Source organism: Stenotrophomonas sp. YJH_SMC_6 (assembly GCF_059371335.1).
The window spans coordinates 13847-32303 of the sequence record NZ_JCAFUM010000013.1; the positions used below are offsets into that span (position 1 = coordinate 13847).

Below are 18457 nucleotides of genomic sequence, written 5' to 3' on the forward strand. Positions count from 1 at the left end.
AGCACTTGCGAGCCCGCAGACGGCAATGTGAAGAAATCTTGGCAAAACGCTTGCCGAAGGCAGCCGACCTCCGTAATATACGCGTCCTTGGCAGCGACCTCGCTGCAACGAAACATGTGGCCGAGTAGCTCAGTTGGTAGAGCAGGGGATTGAAAATCCCCGTGTCGGCGGTTCGATTCCGTCTTCGGCCACCACTTTCGAAGGCCTGCAGAAATGCGGGTCTTTTTTTCCGGAAACCGGGTTTGATCACGGTTGCCACACAATTCGGCCGAGTAGCTCAGTTGGTAGAGCAGGGGATTGAAAATCCCCGTGTCGGCGGTTCGATTCCGTCTTCGGCCACCATCTTCAGAGACCTGCAGAAATGCAGGTCTTTTTTTTGCGTGCGGCCTGCCATCCACGCATGGCGTGGATCTACCTGGCGCTGGCCCCTTCCATGGCCTCGATCCATGCCGGGCCACCGCCGTCTGGTTGACGAAACATTTACACCGGTACCCGCCGCGGCACCTACGCTGCAGATTCCTGCCGGAGCCTGCCGATGCAATTGCGCCCCACCCTGCTCGCCTGCCTGCTGCTGGCCGCCGCCCCGGTGATCGCCGCCGAACCGGTGCGTGCAGTCGACACGCTGGACATCGACCGCTATGCAGGCCAATGGCACGAGATCGCTCACCTGCCGGTGTCATTCCAGAAGCAGTGCGTCAGCGAGATCACCGCCAACTACGGGCTGCGCCGCGATGGCCGCATCAGTGTCACCAATGCCTGCCGCAAAGCCGACGGAGAACGCGTGATCGCCGAAGGCGTTGCACGCCCGGTGGCTGGCCATCCCGGCCAACTGCAGGTGCGCTTCGTTCCGGACTGGCTGAGCTGGGTGCCACTGGTCTGGGCCGACTACTGGGTGCTGGCGCTGGACCCGGACTACCAGTGGGCCCTGGTTGGTGAACCGGACCGGAAATACCTGTGGATCCTCTCGCGCCTGCCGGAAATGGATCGCGCCCGGTTCGAGCAGTTGAAGGAAAAAGCCGAAGCCATGGGCTACGACCTGCGCCCGCTGCGCCTGATGGCCCCGCTTCGCGATACGCCCGCCGATTGAGCCGCAGTTCAATCCGTACGCGCACCGTGCGCCCGAAGATCCAGCGCTGCGCACGCCCCGCCGCCATCTTCACGCGCTACCCTCTGCGACGGCTCGCCACAGGCGATCCAAACGACCATACGCCGTAGTATGCTTATTCCAACGCACCGCCTCCAGAGGACCTGCGCCCATGCTCCACCGTTTCCGTATCGCCTTGATCGTCCTGAGCACCTTCGCCCTTGCCGCCTGTGGCAACGGCATCGTCAAGCGTGTTTCGGAACCGGCGGCCAGCCTGCAGCAGCTGACCGTGCGCGCCGACGGCAACTGGACCGTGGCCCTGCGCCTGCAGAACTACAGCTCGATGCCGATGACTTTCGATGATGTGTCGCTGGCGCTGACCGTGGGCGATGCCGAGGCCGGCACCCTGCAGGCCAAGCCCGGTATCTCCATCGGCGGCACCTCCGCGGATGTCATCAATGTCGACCTGGTGCCCAGTTCGGCCGCACGCCTGGTGGTGGCCGATGCACTGGCCGGCAACCGCACCCTGGCCTATGGCCTGAAGGGAACGGTCGCGGCCACGCCGCAGGAAAAGAAGCAGCGCAGCTTCGACATCAGCAGCCGCAGCACCCTCAACCAGGCCCCGGGCCTGCCGGGCGTGCTGCGCTGATTTCCACCTTCCGTCGCGGCGCCTGGCGCCGCTCTCCCCTGCCCTGATCAAATCGAGACGTACCGATGAGCAGCTACACCGCCCCGCTTTCCGACCTCCGTTTCGCCCTGCACGACGTGCTCAAGGTCGAACCCCTGTTCGCCCGCCTGGGCTTCACCGACGCCACCGCCGACGTGGTCGATGCCGTGCTGGAAGAAGCTGGCCGCTTCAGCGCCACCGTGCTGGCCCCGCTCAACAGCGTTGGCGATGAGATCGGCTGCGTGCTCGACCAGGCCACCGGTGAAGTGACCACCCCGCCCGGCTTCAAGCAGGCCTACGACCAGTTCGTCGATGGCGGCTGGACCGGCCTGACCGCCTCGCCGGAACTGGGTGGCCAGGGCCTGCCGCACACCCTTGGCGTGCCGCTCAACGAAATGATCAACGCCGCCAACCTGGCCTGGGGCAACTTCCCGCTGCTCTCGCACGGCGCCATCGAAGCGCTGAAGCAGCACGGCGAGGCCTGGCAGCACGAGGCCTTCCTCAAGCCGCTGATCGAGGGCCGCTGGACCGGCACCATGTGCCTGACCGAGCCGCACTGCGGTACCGACCTGGGCCTGCTGAAGACCAAGGCCGAGCCGAACGCCGATGGCAGCTACTCGATCACCGGCACCAAGATCTTCATCACCGCCGGCGAGCACGACCTGACCGAAAACATCGTGCACCTGGTGCTGGCCAAGCTGCCCGACGCCCCTCCGGGCGCCAAGGGCATCTCGCTGTTCGTCACGCCCAAGTTCAAGGTCGACCGCGATGGCAATGTCGGCGAGCGCAACGCACTGCGCTGCGGCTCGATCGAGCACAAGATGGGTATCAAGGGTTCGGTCACCTGCGTGATGAACTTCGACGGTGCGCAGGGTTACCTGGTCGGCCAGCCGCACAAGGGCCTGCAGGCCATGTTCACCATGATGAACACCGCGCGCCTGGGCGTCGGCCTTCAGGGCATCGGCTTGTCCGAGCGCGCCTACCAGAACGCACTGAAGTACAGCCGTGAGCGCCTGCAGTCGCGCGCCCTGAGTGGTGCCAAGTTCCCGGACAAGCCAGCCGACCCGATCCTGGTGCACCCGGATGTGCGCCGCATGCTGCTGACGGTGAAGTCGCTGGTCGAGGGCAGCCGCCTGCTGGCCCTGCACGCCGCCACCCTGATCGACGTTGCCCATCACGCCGAGGACGCCGCCGAGCGCGAGCGCGCCGATACCCTGGTGAGCTTCCTGACCCCGATCTCCAAGGCCTGCCAGACCGAATGGGGCATCGAGAACACCTACAACGCCCTGCAGTGCTTCGGTGGCCACGGCTATATCCGCGAACACGGCATGGAGCAGCTGGCCCGCGATGCGCGCATCACCACGCTGTATGAAGGCACCACCGGCATCCAGGCGCTGGACCTGATCGGCCGCAAGACCGCCTCCAGCCAGGGCGCCGGCCTGAAGCTGATGCTGGCCGAGATCGAAGCCTTCGCCAAGGAGCATGAAGGCGACGAAGCGCTGGCCGAGTTCATCGGCCCGCTGCGCGCCAAGGCCGCCGAATGGGGCAAGCTGACCCTGGACGTGCTGCAGCGCGCGGCCGGCAATCCAGACGAACTGGGTGCGGCCAGCTACGACTACCTGTTCTATTCGGGCTACGTGGTACTGGCCTACTGGTGGGCCCGCAGCGTGGCCGCCGCCGACGCCAGCGCGCACGGCGCCGCCTTCGCCCAGGGCAAGCGCGAAACCGCTCGCTTCTACTTCGCCCGTGTGCTGCCGCGCACCCTCAGCCACGCCGCCGCGATCCAGGCCGGCGCCGCCCCGCTGATGGCGATGGACGACGAGCGCTTCGGCGCCTGAGCCGGGCTGCCGCCCGGCACCCGCGGTAGCGCCGGCCGCTGGCCGGCAACCGCAACAGCTGGCTTCCTGCGGGATGGCGAGGTGGGTCCAATTGCGGGGGACGGCGCAAGTCCCCCTCCGGGGCCCGGCCCAGCCGCTGGCGGCTGTGCGTTCGGGCGCTTGCGAAGCAGTGCTTCGCAATCAAAGCGCCCTCACCCATGTAGCCTTGATCGCGCCATCCATGGCGCTCACGCCCCCGCAACCGGACCCACCCCGCCTTCGACAGATTTCCGCTGCTGCAGATCCATGCCACGCGTGGATGAGAACCCCCTAAATCCCTCTGGAGAAGAGCCCCCTTTTGTTAAAGGGGGCGCGCCGACAGGCGCGGGGATTAGGAAGAATGCGCGGGCAACCCAGCGCGCCAACGGCGGGCTGGGTTGCTAAAGGGGGCGCGCCGACACGCGCGGGGATTAGGAGGAATGCGCGGACCTGAATCGTTGCGATTTGCGTATCGCCGACAGGCGATACACAAATCGTCAACATTCAGGTATAAGCTGTTCTCCCGATGGAGACAGACACTACACGCTTGGGTCTGATCGAAGCCGGAGCTCCGTTTTCTGCTCCGGGCGCCGAAGCATCGCCCAACGCCACGACGCTGCATCGCCCCGGTTCGGTCCGGCTGCTCTCGCTTGATGCCCACGGACGCGTACTGGACTGGATCACCTGGCAGGATGCGGCGTGCCTCTACGCCCGCGAAGCGGTGGCCTGGACGCTGGGCGATCCCTGCCTGCACATCCACGGCGGCACCAATCGCTTCAGCGGCCTGCAGAGCGGCATGGACCTGCACCCGATCATCGCCGCGCGCGGCCATGCCCGCTCCCGCGCGATCGACCCCACGCCGAACCTGACCAACCCGGCCCTGTTCGCCCGCGACGCCCACCTGTGCATGTACTGCGGCCAGCAGTTCAACCGCCCCACGCTCACCCGCGACCACGTCGTGCCACTGTCCAAGGGCGGCCTGGACTGCTGGGAAAACGTGGTCACCGCCTGTTTCCACTGCAACTCGCGCAAGAGCGACCGCACCCCGCAGCAGGCCGGAATGCCGCTGCTGGCCGTGCCCTACCGGCCCAGCTGGATCGAGCACCTGATCCTGTCCAACCGCAACATCCTGGCCGACCAGATGGCCTTCCTGAAGGCGCAATTGCCCAAGCGATCGAAACTGAGCACCTGAACGCCTGAAATTGCAACCCTCACCGTCCTGTCACGGACGGCGGCGTTTGCTTGCCCCACCCCCGTTTGAGGGCGAAAATGGGCATTCAGAAAAAGTGCGAACATGATGATCGACTCTGCCCGCTATCCCCGCCTCGCGCGCATCCAGACGCCGGATGACCTGCGCACGTTCGACGAATCCGAACTGAGGGCGGTTGCCGACGAACTGCGCGCCTACCTCATCGAATCGGTGGGCAAGAGCGGTGGCCACTTCGCCGCCGGCCTGGGCGTGATCGAACTCACCGTGGCCCTGCACTACCTGTACCAGACTCCGGTCGACCAGCTGGTCTGGGACGTCGGTCACCAGACCTACCCGCACAAGATCCTGACCGGGCGCCGCGACCAGATCCACACCGTCAAGCAGAAGGACGGCGTCGCGCCATTCCCGAAGCGCGAGGAGAGCGAATACGACACCTTTGGCGTCGGCCACTCCTCCACCTCGATCTCGGCGGCACTCGGCATGGCCATTGCCCGCCAATCCGAAGGCGACGACCGCAAGATCGTGGCGGTGATCGGTGACGGTGCGATGACCGCCGGCATGGCCTTCGAAGCGCTGATGCACGCCGGCGGCATGGACCCGGAACCGAACCTGCTGGTGATCCTCAACGACAACAACATGTCGATCTCCGAGGCGGTCGGCGGCCTGACCAAGATGCTAGGCCGTGCCACCGGCAGCCGCACGCTCAATGCGCTGCGCGAAGGCGGCAAGAAGATCCTCGGTGACAAGAAGAACAACCCGGCGCGTTTCGTGAAGCGCTGGGAAGAACACTGGAAGGGCATGTTCGTGCCGTCCACGATGTTCGAGGAGATGGGCTTCCACTACACCGGCCCGATCGACGGCCACGACATGCCCGCCCTGCTGTCCACGCTGAAGACGCTGCGCGCCTCCAAGGGCCCGAAGCTGCTGCACGTGATGACCACCAAGGGCAAGGGCTACGAGCCGGCCGAAGGCGACCAGATCGGTTACCACGCCGTGGGCCCGTTCGATCCGGACAAGGGCCTGGTGGCCAAGGCCGGTGCCAAGAAGCCGACCTATACCGATGTGTTCAGCGACTGGCTGTGCGATGCCGCCGCCGCCGAGCCCCGCCTGTACGGCATCACCCCGGCGATGCGCGAAGGCTCCGGCCTGGTGCGTTTCAGCAAGGAATACCCGCAGCGCTATTTCGACGTGGCGATTGCCGAACAGCATGCGGTCACCCTCGCCGCCGGCATGGCCACCCAGGGTGGCAAGCCGGTGGTGGCGATCTACTCGACCTTCCTGCAGCGCGCGTACGACCAGCTGGTACATGACGTGGCGATCCAGGACCTGGACGTGCTGTTCGCGATCGATCGCGCCGGCGTGGTCGGCCCGGACGGTGCGACCCATGCCGGCAACCTCGACCTGAGCTTCCTGCGCTGCGTGCCCAACCTGGTGGTGATGGCACCGTCCAACGAAGCCGAGTGCCGGCAGATGCTCAGTACCGGCCTGCAGCACCCGGGCCCGGCCGCCGTGCGCTACCCGCGCGGCACCGGCACCGGCGTTGCAGCCGGCACCGACCTGTCCACCCTGCCGATCGGCAAGGGCGAACTGCGCCTGCAGGGCAGCCGCATTGCCCTGCTCGCCTTCGGCAGCACCGTGGCCGCCGCCGAGCAGGTCGGCCGCGAACTCGGCCTGAGCGTGGTCAACATGCGTTTCATCAAGCCGCTGGACCGCGAGCTGGTGCTGGCGGTCGCCGCCCAGCACGAGGGCCTGGTGACGATCGAAGACAACGTGGTGGCCGGTGGCGCCGGTTCAGGCGTCGGCGAGCTGCTCAATGCCGAAGGCGTGCTGCGCCCGATCCTGCACCTGGGCCTGCCCGACAGCTACCAGCACCATGCCAGCCGCGAGGACCTGCTGGCCGAAGCAGGCATCGACGCCGCGGGCATCCGTGCGGCCGTGCTCAAGCGTTGGCCGCAGCTTGTCACAGGTACCCCGCCGCTGAGCGCGGCGGGCTGAGGCCGATTGCCACCCAGTGGATCCGCGCATGGCGTGGATCTACCTTGCGTGGATAGCGGGGCCCGGAAACAGGATCTGGCCGGAAACCCCCGCCCTCAGCCGTAGCTGACCGCTTCCACGAAGGCGCCGCTGGCTTCCACGCGCACGGCAGCGCGCTGCCCGGTATCGACAAAGTGCAGGCGCGCCAGGGTTTCAGCGAAGTCGAACGCGCGGGCACCGTCGCGGAAATCGATCGGCTCCGGCCGGTCCGGATGCAGCACGCGCCATTGGCGCTGTTCGCATTGCAGGCGGATCAACATGCGGCTCACTCCTTGAGGCAGCGTATCGACGGTAGCGGGACATTCCTGCCGATCACGGCAGGCATCGTCGCAACAGATCAGGGACACACAGAGATGCCCTGATCGCAGAAGATACGGCAATTCAAAATGTGAGCTGTATCAGATTTTTCTGATTTTAGAGGGGCACGCTCAGTTCACCTGGAACTGTGCCCGGCAGCCGTCGCTGACCCAGATGCCACGACGATCCCAGCCCCAGGTCTGGCCCTCGATGCAGGCACTGCGCGAATCCTGGCGAACCAGGCGCACGCCGCGGCGGATGCGGGCGTCGCAGTACTCCTGGCGATGCCCATTGGAATGACAGGTGATCACCTCACCGCCGCCCCAACCGTTGCCGTTGCCCCAGCCACCCCCATTGCCCCAGCCACCGCCACGACGGTACTCGCCGACGAACTCGGCGCGGCAGCCCTGGGTCACCCAGACGCCATAGCGCGACTGGCCCCAGGTCTCACCTTCCACGCACGGCGAGCCGGACAACTGGCGGATCATCCGCGCGCGGCCCTCCAGACGGCACTCGTTGCTACGGTTCTTGATCGACTCGCAGCGCACGATGCCGCTGCCTTCGCGGCCACCGTAGCGGTCATCTTCATAGCCGTAGCCATAGCTCTGCGCCTGGGCGCCACCCGCCGCCGCCAGCATCGGCAGCAGGGTGCAGGCCAGGGTACGCTAGGTGAGTGCCTTGCCCATCGAGATCTCCAGATGAATACGATGGCGCAAGCATCCGGGATTCCCGGCACGGCGCACAGGGGGGCGCGTGACGCCGGTTTTTCCCCATTCAAACAACGCAACCGTAGCTGACTGCACGCAACGACCGGCGTCAGTCTCCTACGTGCAGGGCATCCACCGCGCTGCCGAGCGCCTCGACCCGCACCGTGCTGCGCTGGCCGGTGCGACGGTGGTGCTCGAGGGCCCGCGCCGCGGCGACATCGAAAGCCTCGGCGCCCCGCGCATATCGGGTTGCGTCATGCACCTGCGGATCCAGCACGGACCAGTGCCGGGCGTTGCGTTGAACGGTAATGACCATGAGGGGCTCCTGCGGATGGAAGGATGCGACGGCAGGCGGACGGTCCACGTGCCGGTACACCTTCAGGCTAGCGATCACCTCAGGGGTGGCCCATCAGATTTGTACGAAAATGCCGCGCCCTCCGGTCAGCCCTTGCCTGCCCTCACATCCCTGAGTCCATTTAGCCTGTTCATTCCGTGATTCTTGTCACGGAGTCAGCTGGGCTTCACACTACCGTCATCAACAGGGGCCCCTTCCACATGCGCACCTTCTTCTCGCAGCAGCGTTGGACGCTGCTGAAGTTCTATTTCGTGGCCAGCTACCTCGTGCTGATCGAGGAACTGATCCGCGCCGCCATGCACTGAGCGCTTGCTGCAGGGCTATTTGCGACAGACACTGTCGCTTTAGGCACGGAGCCCGGCCGATGAAAGCGCTTCTTCTGATTCCAGCCCTGCTGGTGCTGTCCGCCTGTGCCAACCAGCATCAGGCCGCTGCGCGTGCCGATACGGCGGCCACTTCACCCGCCACGCCGAAGGTCGGTGGCGACCGCGATGCCCACGGTTGCATCGGTTCGGCCGGCTACCAGTGGTGCGAGCACAGCCAGCGTTGCGAACGTCCGTGGGAACTGGCGCAGGCACAGGGCCTGGCCAACACCGCCGAAGCCATCGATGCCTACTGCGCGAAGCCGGCCAGCCCGGCGCGCAAGTGAGTCGCGCCGCCCATGGCTGAGCTGAGTCCGCTCCCCACCCTGGCCACAGGCCGCTACCGCCACTTCAAGGGTGGCGAGTACGAAGTGCTCGACATCGTCCGCAGCAGCGAGACCCTGCAGCCGATGGTGCTGTACCGCGCGCTGTATGGCGAAGGTGGCCTGTGGGTACGCCCGTACGCCATGTTCGTCGAGCAGGTGCCCGGCGAGCACGGACCGCAACCGCGTTTCGCCCGCGTCGACGCATGAGGGTTCCGCTGCCGGCCATGGCCGGCAGCGCGCGGTAACGCGGCGGGCCTGCGTTACAATCGTACCGTCCAGTCGGTTTCTTCCCGCCATGTCCGCATCCCCCTCCCGTTCGCGCCGCAAGGCGCCCGACAGCGTGCGCCAGTCACTGCTGCAGGCCACCATTGAAGTGATCGGCCGTAACGGCCTGGCCGCGCTGACCGTGCAGGACGTCGCGCAGGCCGCCGGTGTCAGCAAGGGTGCGTTGTTCCATCATTTCAGCAGCAAGCAGGTGCTGGTGGATGAAGCCATCGGAGCGCTGATTGGAGAATTCGAAGCGCGCGTGCGCGCCCTGCTGCAGGAAAACCCCGAAGGCCATGGCCGTTTCAGCCGCGCCTATGTGCAGGCCAACTTCGAGCATCTGCTGCAGCAGGAGCAGGACAACGACATCGGCCTGACCTTGGGCAACCTGATGGAACCGGGCCTGCTTGCGCACTGGCGCAACTGGAAGCGCGCGATGCTGGCCGAGTTCCCTGGCGAAGCCGGCGACCCACGGCTGTACGCGGCGCGCTGCGCTGCCGATGGCTACTGGGCCACGGCCTATGGGCGTCCGCTGGACGAGGAAGAACGTGCCAATGCATTGGCCATGGCCGAACAGGCCCTGAAACTGTGCGACCCGCAGTGAGCTGGAGCGCTCGATGAATCCCTACCTCTACCTTGCCGCTGCCATCGTGCTGGAAGTGATTGCCACATCACTGCTGAAGGCATCCGACGGCATGAGCCGGCTGGCGCCGACACTGGGCGCACTGGTCGGCTACGGGCTGTGCTTCTACCTGCTGTCGATGACCATGAAGTCGATCCCGACCGGCATCGCCTACGCAATCTGGTCCGGCGTCGGCATCGTGCTGATCTCACTGATCGGGCTGGTGGTGTTCAAGCAGCGCCTGGATGCACCGGCGTTGATCGGCATCGGCCTGATCTGCGCCGGCGTACTGGTGATCAACCTGTTCTCGCGCAGCAGCGCGCACTGAGCACGCTGCTGCGCGATCAACGCTAGCTGACCTTCTTCGCTACGGTCATGCCGAGCAGGAACAGCACCACGGCGATGATGATGCCGGCCCAGAACAGGAACTTGGCGATACCGACCGCGGCACCGGCAATGCCACCGAAGCCGAGCACGCCTGCGATCACACCGATGACGGCGAAGATGATGGCCCACTTGATCATGTCAAACCTTTCCCTGCGGGGACTGCGTACTGGATGATCAGGCTAGGCCGTGGCCGATGCGGCAATCGTGAACAGGCCGCGTGCGCGGCGTGAATCAGCGCGGACGGAAGCGCAGCAGCGCGACGGCAAACGCCAGGAACACGCTGCCCACCAGGCGCTCGAACCAGCGTCGCGCAAACGGCTTGGCCAACCAGCGGCGAAGGCCATGGCCACCGGCCGCATACATCACGTACCAGAACAGTTCGCACGCGGCGAAGGTGGCCACCAGCACGCTGTACTGCAGCGCCTGGCCGCGTGATGGGTCGACGAACTGCGGCAGGAACGCCGCCGCGAACAGCAGCAGCTTGGGATTGCTCAGGCCCACCAGAAGGCCACCACGGAACACCTTCCACGCGCCCAGCGAGGCCGCAACCGGCGGCGTAGCATCGACCGTCACCGGCGGTGCCGGCCGGCAACTGTCACGCCATGCCTTCAGGCCCAGCCAGGCCAGATAGGCCACGCCCAGATAGCGCAGCACCTCGAACAGCATCGGCGAGGAATGCAGCAGCGCACTCAGGCCTGCTGCGGAGGCCGCCAGCACCAGCAGCATCGCCAGCAGGCAGCCGGCCATCGCCGGCACACTGCCACGGAACCCCAGTCCGACGCTGCGACCGAGGATATGCAGCATGTTCGGCCCCGGCGTACCACACAGAACGAACACCGTGGCGAGGAACCACCACCAGGTATGCAGGGCCATAGCGCACATCCACTTCAGAAGATCCAACCAGCATAGAGTGCGCCGGGCCTGGCGCGGCACACACAGCGCAGCACGGATGTGGTGGTTACAGATCGCCGCCATCGGCAACCGGGCACCATCTGTGCTGCAATGAGGGCTCCTGGCACGGAGCGGCGCATGAAGACCCTTGGCCTGATCGGTGGCATGAGCTGGGAAAGCTCGGCCCAGTACTACCGGCTCATCAACGAGGAGGTACGGCGGCGGCTCGGCGGTGCGCACTCGGCACAGCTGCTGCTGTGGTCGGTGGATTTCGCCGGCATCAAGCAGCTGCAGCACGAGGGCGACTGGGACACCCTGGGTGACCACATGGTCGATGGCGCGCGGCGCCTGCAGGCGGGCGGCGCCGACCTGCTGCTGATCTGCACCAATACCATGCACAAGCTGACCGATCGCATCGAGGCGGCCTGCACGCTACCGCTGCTGCATATCGCCGACCCCACCGCCCAGGCCATCGTGCAGGCAGGCGCACGCAAGGTGGGCCTGCTCGGCACCGCCTTCACCATGGAACAGGACTTCTACCGCGGCCGGCTGCAGGATCGCTTCGGGCTGGAGGTGCTGGTACCCGAAGCCGATGATCGTCGCAGCGTGCACGACATCATCTACCAGGAGTTGATCGCTGGTGTGGTCAGCGAGCACTCACGGCAGGTCTATGCCGGCGTGATCGCGCGACTGGTGGCGCGCGGTGCCGAAGCAATCATTCTTGGCTGCACCGAGATCATGCTGCTGGTACGCCCGGAGGACAGTGCAGTGCCGCTGTTCGATACCACCGCCCTGCATGCGCGGGCCGCCGTGGACACGGCCCTGGCTTGAATCAATGCGCGCAGGAGCGCGGAATCAGTCCGCGCCCTGCACCTCCAGCGCGGTGATCAGCCACTCGACCACCGCCGGTGAATCGCACAGGAAGAAGATGGCGTCACCGGAGCGTGCTTCGGTAAGCAGCCGATAGATCGTGATCGCCACCGCCGACTGGTTGGCGATGAACACTTCCGGGCTGCGCGGCCCTTCACTATGCCCGGCAACAGCATGCAATGCCTTGCGCGCAGCCACAGTGGCAGCCGGGTCCGCGCTGCGGGTCAGTTCCGGCCCGCGCAGCCCCCAGGCAACGAACACATGCTTGCCCTTGAACGTAGTGTCCAGGACCCGCACCTCGGCGCCACCTGCGTCGGCCGAGCGATGAATGACGGTACTGCTGATCAACGCAACCCCCTGTGGTCGTCGTGGTCCGCGCATCCTCCCCCGCAGGCCGCCCGCACACCAGTGACGGCAGCCACAGGCTGCGCCGACAGGCGTGGAAGACATGTAAGAAGGTGTAAACCGATGCGATCGGATGTGCAGCGATGATACGGGATGTAAGCCTCTGCATGGGCTGGTGCGCACTACTAAATCCCTCCTGAGCCGCTTCCGGAACGATGCGTTCCGACGGCCCCGTGCTGGGTCATTCTTGCCGCCCGAATCCCCGCCCGAGGCTCCCCCATGACCCTTCGCCCGCTGCTGCCGATCACCGGCGCCGCCCTTGCCCTGCTGCTGACCGCCACCGCCGTGGCCGCCCAGGACTACGACACTGATCACATTCCAGCGCTGCGCTGCGAATCCCAGTTCAACAAGACCGAGCAATGCCCCATCGAGGGACCGATGCGCCTGGCCAGGCAGCTGTCGGTGACCCGTTGCGTGGAAGACCAGAACTGGGGCCAGAGCCGGCGCATGCTGTGGGTGACCGACGGCTGCCGCGCCGAGTTCGTCGCCGACGAACACGGCCGCTGGCCGGGACGTGGCCGCAGCCGTGATCGCGACAACGAGGGCGAACGCCTGGTCTGCGAGTCCTACGAGAACAAGGACAAGGAGTGCCGGATTCGCGTGCGCCATGAGGTACGGCTGGTCAGGCAGAAATCGGTGACAGCCTGCATCGAGGACCGCAACTGGGGCTGGGACCGCCGTGGGGTGTGGGTCAGCGACGGCTGCCGTGCCGAGTTTCGTGTGTATTGACTGCCGGCCGCGCGCTGGCTGCATCGAGCAGGCGTGCGCGCCAGGCGGAGTCGATAGACTATGGCCTGCACGGCAGGGAGCACGACATGGAACGATGGTATCTGGCGACGCTGCTGGCGTTGATCCTGCATCAGATCGACGCTGCGTTCTGGCAGGAATGGGCCATGTTCCATGTCCCCGGTGGCATCCAGGGCTTCCTGCTGTTCAACCTGTTCGCAGTCGGCGCCGTGCTTTGGGGTTATCGCCAGATCGTGCTGGGCACATCCACGGCGCGCAGCTATGCACTGGCTTGCGGGGGACTCGGCATTGGCACGGCACTGATCCATCTGGCCTTTGCCCTGTTCGGTCGCAGTGAATTCCACCTGCCGCTGTCGATTGCCGTCCTGCTCGCCTGCTTTGTGTCGGGTGGCGGCCTGTTGCTGAAGCTGCGCCCGCGATGAACCGGGCGTCCTCTTCTCCGCACCTGCGCGACGGCATTCCGCAGGACGCAGATGCCTTGATCGCGCTCGACAGCGTGGCAGCCACTGATCCACGGCGGATCATGCAGATTGCCGACTGGCTGGCGCACGGCGTCGTGCAGGTCGCCGAGCAGGACGGCAAGATCGTCGGCTACCTGGTCATCCATCACCACTTCTTTGGCGAAGCCTTCATTGAAATGTTGATGGTGGCGCGCGAACAGCGCAGCCAGGGCATCGGCGCCATCCTGCTGCGGCACGCGATCAGGTGGCGCGGTGGCGGCAAGCTGTTCACTTCGACCAATGCCTCCAACACGGGCATGCAACGCCTGCTCGCTGCCGCCGGCTTCGTGGGCAGCGGCATCGTGCATGGCCTGGATGAAGGCGATCCGGAACTCATCTACCGCTTCGCGGAAAACTGATCAGATCTACAGAACGCACAAAAAAGCCCGCGCATTGCTGCGCAGGCTCCTTGATTCATCACAGTGGTCGGGACGGCCGGATTCGAACCGACGACCCTCTGCCCCCCAGGCAGATGCGCTACCAGGCTGCGCTACGCCCCGACTGATGCTGCGATGTGCCCGCCAGTGCGGCGGGCCGTGAAGTATAGCGGATTACGATGGAAATGGGATCAGCGGCGCAACAACTGCAGCACTTCTTCCAGCTCCATGCGCACCTGCTTGATGATCTGGTTGCTCAGCGCCGATTCCTCGCGGGCATCGGGGCCATCTAGGCGCAGGCGGGCACCACCGATGGTGTAGCCCTGTTCGTACAGCAGGCTGCGGATCTGCCGCACCATCAGCACGTCATGGCGCTGGTAGTAGCGGCGGTTGCCTCGGCGCTTGGCCGGCTCAAGGCTGGGAAACTCGGTTTCCCAGTAGCGCAGGACGTGCGGCTTGACGTCGCACAGCTCGCTGACCTCACCAATGGTGAAGTAGCGCTTGGCCGGGATCGGCGGTAGTTCGCGGTTACTGCCCGGATCCAGCATAAGCCTCCACCCTCTCCTTGAGCTTCTGGCCCGGACGGAAGGTGACCACCGTACGGGCGGAAATCGGAATTTCCTCGCCGGTCTTGGGGTTGCGACCCGGGCGCTGGTTCTTGCGCCGCAGATCGAAATTACCGAAGCCCGACAGCTTCACCTGACGTCCCTGTTCCAATGCTTCACGCAGCACATCGAAAAACGCGTCGACGAATTCCTTGGCTTCACGCTTGTTCAGACCGACTTCGTCGAACAGCTTTTCCGCCATCTCCGCCTTGGTCAATGCCATTGCCTGCTACCCCCGAGTGCTGCCCGCTCAGCCGCGGATCCGGGCGTGGTGTTCACGCTCGATGGCAGTGACCGCCTCGGCCACCACCGCATCCACGTCGCGGTCCGTCAGAGTGCGCGACTTGTCCTGCAAAATCAAGCCCATAGCGAGACTCTTGAAGCCCGGCTCGACGCCCTGGCCAACATAGCGGTCGAACAGGTTCAGGTCGCGCAGCAGCGGGCCGGCGGCCTGGCGGACGGTCGCCGCCAGGTCGGCCCAGGCCACCTGCTCAGGCACCAGGAACGCCAGGTCGCGGCGCACCGCCGGGAAGCGCGACAGCTCGCCGGCACGCGGCAGGCGACGGGCGGTCAGCGGCTCCAGGTCCAGCTCGAAGGCGTACACGTCGGCCTCGATCTCGATCGCCCGCGCCAGGCGCGGATGGATCTGGCCGATCCAGCCGATGGCCACGCCATCGCGGAACACCTCGGCCGAACGCGCCGGGTGGCCGTAGGCGCGGGCCGACGGACGGAACTCCAGCTGCGCGCCACTGGCAGCCGCCAGCGATTCCAGGTCGCCCTTCAGGTCATGGAAATCGACCTTGCGGGTCGGCAGGCCCCACTGCACCGCCTGCGCCTCACCGCAGACCGCAGCGGCCACGCGCGGGGTTTCCAGCGGCGCCGGTTGGCCGTCTCCGCCCTGCTGGGCAAACACACGGCCGATCTCGAACAGGCGCACGCGGCCCAGCTGGCGCGCGGCATTGCGGCCAAGCGTGGCGACCAGGCCCGGCAACAGCGACGGACGCATCACCGCCAGTTCCGCCGACAGCGGGTTGGCCAGCGGCACCAGACCGTCGCGCAGCTGCCACTGGGTCAGCAGCGCGTCGTCGACGAAGGCGAAGTTGACGGTTTCCTGCTGGTCACGGGCGATCAGCTGGCGGCGCACGCTCAGCGCGTCCAGCTGCGTCTCGCTCGGCATCGCCACGCGCGAGGCACCGCCCGGCAGCGTGGTCGGGATCTGCTCGTAACCGTGGATGCGGGCCAGCTCTTCGATCAGGTCTTCTTCGATGGCGATGTCGAAGCGGCGGCTCGGCGCCGTGACCTGCCAGCCCTCGGCGGTGGCAACCACGTCCATGCCAAGCGCGCGCAGGATGCGCTCGACTTCGGCATCGTCGATGCTGATGCCGAGCACGCGGGTGATGCGGGCGCGGCGCAGCACGATGGTCGCCGGCTGCGGCAGATCGGCTTCACGCACGGCCTCGGTGACCGGTGCCGGGGTACCGCCGGCCAGGTCCAGCACCAGGCGGGTGGCGTACTCGATCGCGGTGCGCGGCAGCGCCGGATCGACGCCGCGCTCGAAGCGATGGCCGGCATCGGTGTGCAGGCCCAGCTTGCGGCCACGGCCCATGATCGCGGCCGGCGCGAAGTGCGCGGCTTCCAGGAACACGGCGGTGGTCGCGTCGGTGACGCGGGTGTCGAAGCCGCCCATCAGGCCGGCCAGGCCGACCGCACGGTCAGCATCGGTGACCACCAGGAAGCTGTCGTCCAGCGCAGCATCGCGGCCGTCCAGCAGCTTCAGCGTCTCGCCCGCGCGCGAACGGCGCACGGCGATGCTGCCCTGCAGGGTGCCCAGGTCGTACGCGTGCATCGGCTGGCCCAGCTCCAGCATCACGTACTGGGTGATGTCGACCAGCAGCGAGACCGGACGCACACCACTGCGGCGCAGGCGCTCGGCCATCCACAGCGGGGTCCTGGCGGCAGCATTGACGCCTTCGATGACACGGCCCAGGTAACGCGGCGCTTCGGCGCCGGCGTCGAGCTGGATGGCCAGCTCACGGCTGCCGACAGCCGCAATGGCGTCGGCCGCGAAGTCCAGCACTTCACTGCGGGTGGCGGCGGCGACGTCGTAGGCGATGCCGCGCAGGCTGAAGCAGTCGGCGCGGTTCGGGGTCAGCTTGATCTCGATGCTGGCGTCCGGCAGGCCCAGGTACTCGACCAGGGTCTGGCCGATCGGGGCATCGTCCGGCAGTTCCAGCAGACCGGACGCATCGCTGTCCAAGCCCAGCTCCTTGGCCGAGCAGAGCATGCCGTTGGACTCGACGCCACGCAGCTTGGCCGGCTTGATCTTCAGCTCGCCGATCTGCGCGCCAACCATCGCCAGCGGCGCGACCAGGCCCGGGCGTGCGTTCGGTGCGCCGCACACGATCTGCAGCAGTTCGCCCTGCCCGGCATCGACCCTGCACACCTGCAGGCGGTCGGCTTCCGGATGGCGCACGGCTTCAACGATGCGTGCCACGACCACGTGATCGAGGCCTTCGCCAAGCGCGGTTACTTCTTCCACTTCCAGGCCGATGGCGGTCAGCACCGCGCTCAGCTCATCGCGCGAGGCGGAGGTCGGGACGTGGCTGCGCAGCCAGTTTTCGGAGAATTTCATGGTGTCACCCTGGTGGGAGGCGTGCCTCCCGTTGCGGTTTTTGGGGTCGCCCAGCGCATGCGCAAGCAGGCGTCCATCCAGAAAGCAGCCGAGCATGGCTCGGCTCTACACGGTTGCGGCTTACGCGAACTGCTTCAGGAACCGCACATCGTTCTCGAAGAACGCGCGCAGGTCGTTGACGCCGTAGCGCAGCATCGCGAAACGCTCCACGCCCATGCCGAAGGCGAAGCCGGTGTAGCGCTCCGGATCGATGCCGACATTGCGCAGCACGTTCGGATGGACCATGCCGCAGCCGAGCACTTCCAGCCAGCGGGTGCTGCCATCGGGCTGCTGCCAGGCGATGTCCACTTCCGCGCCCGGTTCAACGAACGGGAAGTAGCTGGGGCGGAAGCGCATCTCGAAGTCGCGCTCGAAGAACGCGCGCACGAACTCGGCCAGCGTGCCCTTCAGGTCGGCGAAGGTCGAATGCTCGTCGACCAGCAGGCCTTCCACCTGGTGGAACATCGGCGAGTGGGTCTGGTCGCTGTCGCTGCGGTACACCTTGCCGGCGGCGATCATGCGCAGCGGCGGCGCGTGGTCGCCCATGTAGCGCACCTGCACACCGGAGGTATGCGTACGCAGCAGGCGGCCGTCGCCGAAGTAGAAGGTGTCATGCATGGCGCGCGCCGGGTGGTGCGGCGGGAAGTTCAGCGCCTCGAAGTTGTGCCAGTCGTCCTCGATCTCCGGCCCTTCCGACAGCTCGTAGCCCAGCCGGCCGAAGATGCCGGTGATGCGCTCCAGGGTGCGGGTGATCGGGTGCAGGCCGGCACGGTCGCCATTCCGGCCCGGCAGGGTGATGTCGATGGCTTCGGCGGCCAGGCGCGCATCCAGTGCCGCGTCTTCCAGCAGCGCCTTGCGCTCGCCCAGCGCGCGGGTCAGCACGTCGCGGGCCTGGTTGATCGCTTCACCGGCGGCCTTGCGCTCGTCGGCCGGCAGGGCACCGAGCTGCTTGAGCTGCGAGGTGATGCTGCCGCTCTTGCCAAGCAGGGCCACGCGCAGCTGCTCCAGCACGTCGGGGCTCTGTGCGGCGGCCACATCGGCCAGCGCCTGGGTGGTGAGGGATTGGATGTCGCTCATGGGGGGCTGGAACTCCAGTCGATCTGCCATCGCGATGCGCGAAGGGCCGACCCCTGTCGCCACCGCCGTCCCCGCGCTGCCGTCGTGGCCTCGCCGGGACCCAAAAAAGAATGGGGAAGGACTTGCGCCCTTCCCCATGCATT

General features: G+C 66.4%; 23 protein-coding genes and 3 tRNA genes. 15 read left to right on the top strand and 11 right to left on the bottom strand.

Going from position 1 to position 18457, the window contains the following annotated elements; genetic code table 11:
- Window positions 1-118 precede the first annotated feature (118 nt).
- From AC5P9N_RS15375 to dxs, 7 genes are all read left to right on the top strand, one after another.
- A tRNA-Phe gene (locus AC5P9N_RS15375) sits at window positions 119-194 on the top strand.
- A gap of 72 nt (window positions 195-266) precedes the next feature.
- Window positions 267-342: transfer RNA gene (locus AC5P9N_RS15380), tRNA-Phe, on the top strand.
- Window positions 343-535: 193 nt separating this feature from the next.
- Window positions 536-1087, top strand: coding sequence for a lipocalin family protein (locus AC5P9N_RS15385; protein ID WP_099480775.1), 552 nt, complete (start codon window positions 536-538; stop codon window positions 1085-1087).
- Window positions 1088-1256: 169 nt separating this feature from the next.
- A complete protein-coding gene (locus AC5P9N_RS15390; RefSeq protein WP_099485093.1) occupies window positions 1257-1733 on the top strand; it encodes an LEA/WHy family protein in 477 nt (158 codons plus the stop codon).
- Between the two features lie 65 nt (window positions 1734-1798).
- A complete protein-coding gene (locus AC5P9N_RS15395) occupies window positions 1799-3589 on the top strand; it encodes an acyl-CoA dehydrogenase C-terminal domain-containing protein (protein ID WP_099485094.1) in 1791 nt (596 codons plus the stop codon).
- A 544-nt stretch (window positions 3590-4133) separates the two neighbouring features.
- On the top strand, window positions 4134-4799 hold the full coding sequence (locus AC5P9N_RS15400; RefSeq protein WP_005410414.1) for an HNH endonuclease: 666 nt from the start codon (window positions 4134-4136) through the stop codon (window positions 4797-4799).
- Window positions 4800-4904: 105 nt separating this feature from the next.
- Complete coding sequence (gene dxs / locus AC5P9N_RS15405) at window positions 4905-6812, top strand: 1-deoxy-D-xylulose-5-phosphate synthase (protein ID WP_012480865.1); 1908 nt, start codon at window positions 4905-4907, stop codon at window positions 6810-6812.
- 95 nt (window positions 6813-6907) lie between these two features.
- On the opposite strand, the gene AC5P9N_RS15410 is transcribed toward dxs, so the two are convergent.
- From AC5P9N_RS15410 to AC5P9N_RS15420, 3 genes are all read right to left on the bottom strand, one after another.
- A complete protein-coding gene (locus AC5P9N_RS15410) occupies window positions 6908-7111 on the bottom strand; it encodes a hypothetical protein (protein ID WP_005410416.1) in 204 nt (67 codons plus the stop codon).
- A gap of 168 nt (window positions 7112-7279) precedes the next feature.
- Window positions 7280-7786 (bottom strand): DUF3011 domain-containing protein, encoded by a 507-nt coding sequence (locus tag AC5P9N_RS15415; protein WP_243898032.1) that lies wholly within the window; start codon window positions 7784-7786, stop codon window positions 7280-7282.
- A 178-nt stretch (window positions 7787-7964) separates the two neighbouring features.
- Window positions 7965-8171 carry a hypothetical protein gene (locus AC5P9N_RS15420; RefSeq protein ID WP_005410418.1) on the bottom strand — a complete coding sequence of 69 codons (207 nt, stop codon included), beginning with the start codon at window positions 8169-8171 and terminating at the stop codon, window positions 7965-7967.
- A 403-nt stretch (window positions 8172-8574) separates the two neighbouring features.
- Between AC5P9N_RS15420 and AC5P9N_RS15425 the strand changes: the two genes are divergently transcribed.
- From AC5P9N_RS15425 to AC5P9N_RS15440, 4 genes are all read left to right on the top strand, one after another.
- The gene (locus tag AC5P9N_RS15425; RefSeq protein ID WP_005410420.1) at window positions 8575-8859 is read left to right on the top strand and encodes a hypothetical protein; all 285 of its coding nucleotides are present in this window, start codon (window positions 8575-8577) and stop codon (window positions 8857-8859) included.
- A gap of 12 nt (window positions 8860-8871) precedes the next feature.
- Complete coding sequence (locus AC5P9N_RS15430) at window positions 8872-9105, top strand: DUF1653 domain-containing protein (protein ID WP_059034964.1); 234 nt, start codon at window positions 8872-8874, stop codon at window positions 9103-9105.
- Between the two features lie 88 nt (window positions 9106-9193).
- Window positions 9194-9766, top strand: a complete 573-nt coding sequence (locus tag AC5P9N_RS15435; protein ID WP_012480869.1) for a TetR/AcrR family transcriptional regulator — start codon at window positions 9194-9196, stop codon at window positions 9764-9766.
- A gap of 13 nt (window positions 9767-9779) precedes the next feature.
- On the top strand, window positions 9780-10112 hold the full coding sequence (locus AC5P9N_RS15440; protein WP_005410423.1) for an SMR family transporter: 333 nt from the start codon (window positions 9780-9782) through the stop codon (window positions 10110-10112).
- Between the two features lie 22 nt (window positions 10113-10134).
- Here AC5P9N_RS15440 and AC5P9N_RS15445 read toward each other — a convergent pair whose 3' ends face one another.
- On the bottom strand, window positions 10135-10308 hold the full coding sequence (locus AC5P9N_RS15445) for a DUF1328 domain-containing protein (RefSeq protein WP_005410424.1): 174 nt from the start codon (window positions 10306-10308) through the stop codon (window positions 10135-10137).
- Between the two features lie 94 nt (window positions 10309-10402).
- Complete coding sequence (locus tag AC5P9N_RS15450; protein ID WP_005410425.1) at window positions 10403-11044, bottom strand: LysE family translocator; 642 nt, start codon at window positions 11042-11044, stop codon at window positions 10403-10405.
- 156 nt (window positions 11045-11200) lie between these two features.
- Between AC5P9N_RS15450 and AC5P9N_RS15455 the strand changes: the two genes are divergently transcribed.
- Window positions 11201-11893 carry an aspartate/glutamate racemase family protein gene (locus tag AC5P9N_RS15455; RefSeq protein WP_005410426.1) on the top strand — a complete coding sequence of 231 codons (693 nt, stop codon included), beginning with the start codon at window positions 11201-11203 and terminating at the stop codon, window positions 11891-11893.
- Window positions 11894-11917: 24 nt separating this feature from the next.
- Here AC5P9N_RS15455 and AC5P9N_RS15460 read toward each other — a convergent pair whose 3' ends face one another.
- Window positions 11918-12313, bottom strand: a complete 396-nt coding sequence (locus AC5P9N_RS15460) for a hypothetical protein (RefSeq protein WP_033833235.1) — start codon at window positions 12311-12313, stop codon at window positions 11918-11920.
- Window positions 12314-12556: 243 nt separating this feature from the next.
- Between AC5P9N_RS15460 and AC5P9N_RS15465 the strand changes: the two genes are divergently transcribed.
- From AC5P9N_RS15465 to AC5P9N_RS15475, 3 genes are read left to right on the top strand one after another with little or no spacing between them, the layout of a single operon-like run.
- On the top strand, window positions 12557-13066 hold the full coding sequence (locus AC5P9N_RS15465; protein WP_065183991.1) for a DUF3011 domain-containing protein: 510 nt from the start codon (window positions 12557-12559) through the stop codon (window positions 13064-13066).
- Window positions 13063-13506, top strand: coding sequence for a DUF6713 family protein (locus AC5P9N_RS15470; RefSeq protein WP_229298681.1), 444 nt, complete (start codon window positions 13063-13065; stop codon window positions 13504-13506). Before AC5P9N_RS15465 ends, AC5P9N_RS15470 begins: the two co-directional genes overlap by 4 nt.
- Complete coding sequence (locus AC5P9N_RS15475; protein WP_012480872.1) at window positions 13503-13943, top strand: GNAT family N-acetyltransferase; 441 nt, start codon at window positions 13503-13505, stop codon at window positions 13941-13943. The genes AC5P9N_RS15470 and AC5P9N_RS15475 overlap by 4 nt, the downstream gene beginning before the upstream one ends.
- A 64-nt stretch (window positions 13944-14007) precedes the next feature.
- Here the strand turns inward: AC5P9N_RS15475 and AC5P9N_RS15480 are convergent.
- The 5 genes from AC5P9N_RS15480 to AC5P9N_RS15500 form a co-directional block, all read right to left on the bottom strand.
- A tRNA-Pro gene (locus tag AC5P9N_RS15480) sits at window positions 14008-14084 on the bottom strand.
- A 68-nt stretch (window positions 14085-14152) separates the two neighbouring features.
- On the bottom strand, window positions 14153-14509 hold the full coding sequence (locus AC5P9N_RS15485) for a MerR family transcriptional regulator (protein WP_005410431.1): 357 nt from the start codon (window positions 14507-14509) through the stop codon (window positions 14153-14155).
- Window positions 14490-14789 carry an integration host factor subunit alpha gene (locus tag AC5P9N_RS15490; RefSeq protein WP_005410432.1) on the bottom strand — a complete coding sequence of 100 codons (300 nt, stop codon included), beginning with the start codon at window positions 14787-14789 and terminating at the stop codon, window positions 14490-14492. The genes AC5P9N_RS15485 and AC5P9N_RS15490 overlap by 20 nt, the downstream gene beginning before the upstream one ends.
- Window positions 14790-14816: 27 nt before the next feature.
- The gene (gene pheT, locus AC5P9N_RS15495) at window positions 14817-17198 is read right to left on the bottom strand and encodes a phenylalanine--tRNA ligase subunit beta (RefSeq protein WP_099484388.1); all 2382 of its coding nucleotides are present in this window, start codon (window positions 17196-17198) and stop codon (window positions 14817-14819) included.
- A 120-nt stretch (window positions 17199-17318) separates the two neighbouring features.
- Window positions 17319-18314 carry a phenylalanine--tRNA ligase subunit alpha gene (locus AC5P9N_RS15500; protein WP_005410434.1) on the bottom strand — a complete coding sequence of 332 codons (996 nt, stop codon included), beginning with the start codon at window positions 18312-18314 and terminating at the stop codon, window positions 17319-17321.
- Between the last annotated feature and the right edge of the window lie 143 nt (window positions 18315-18457).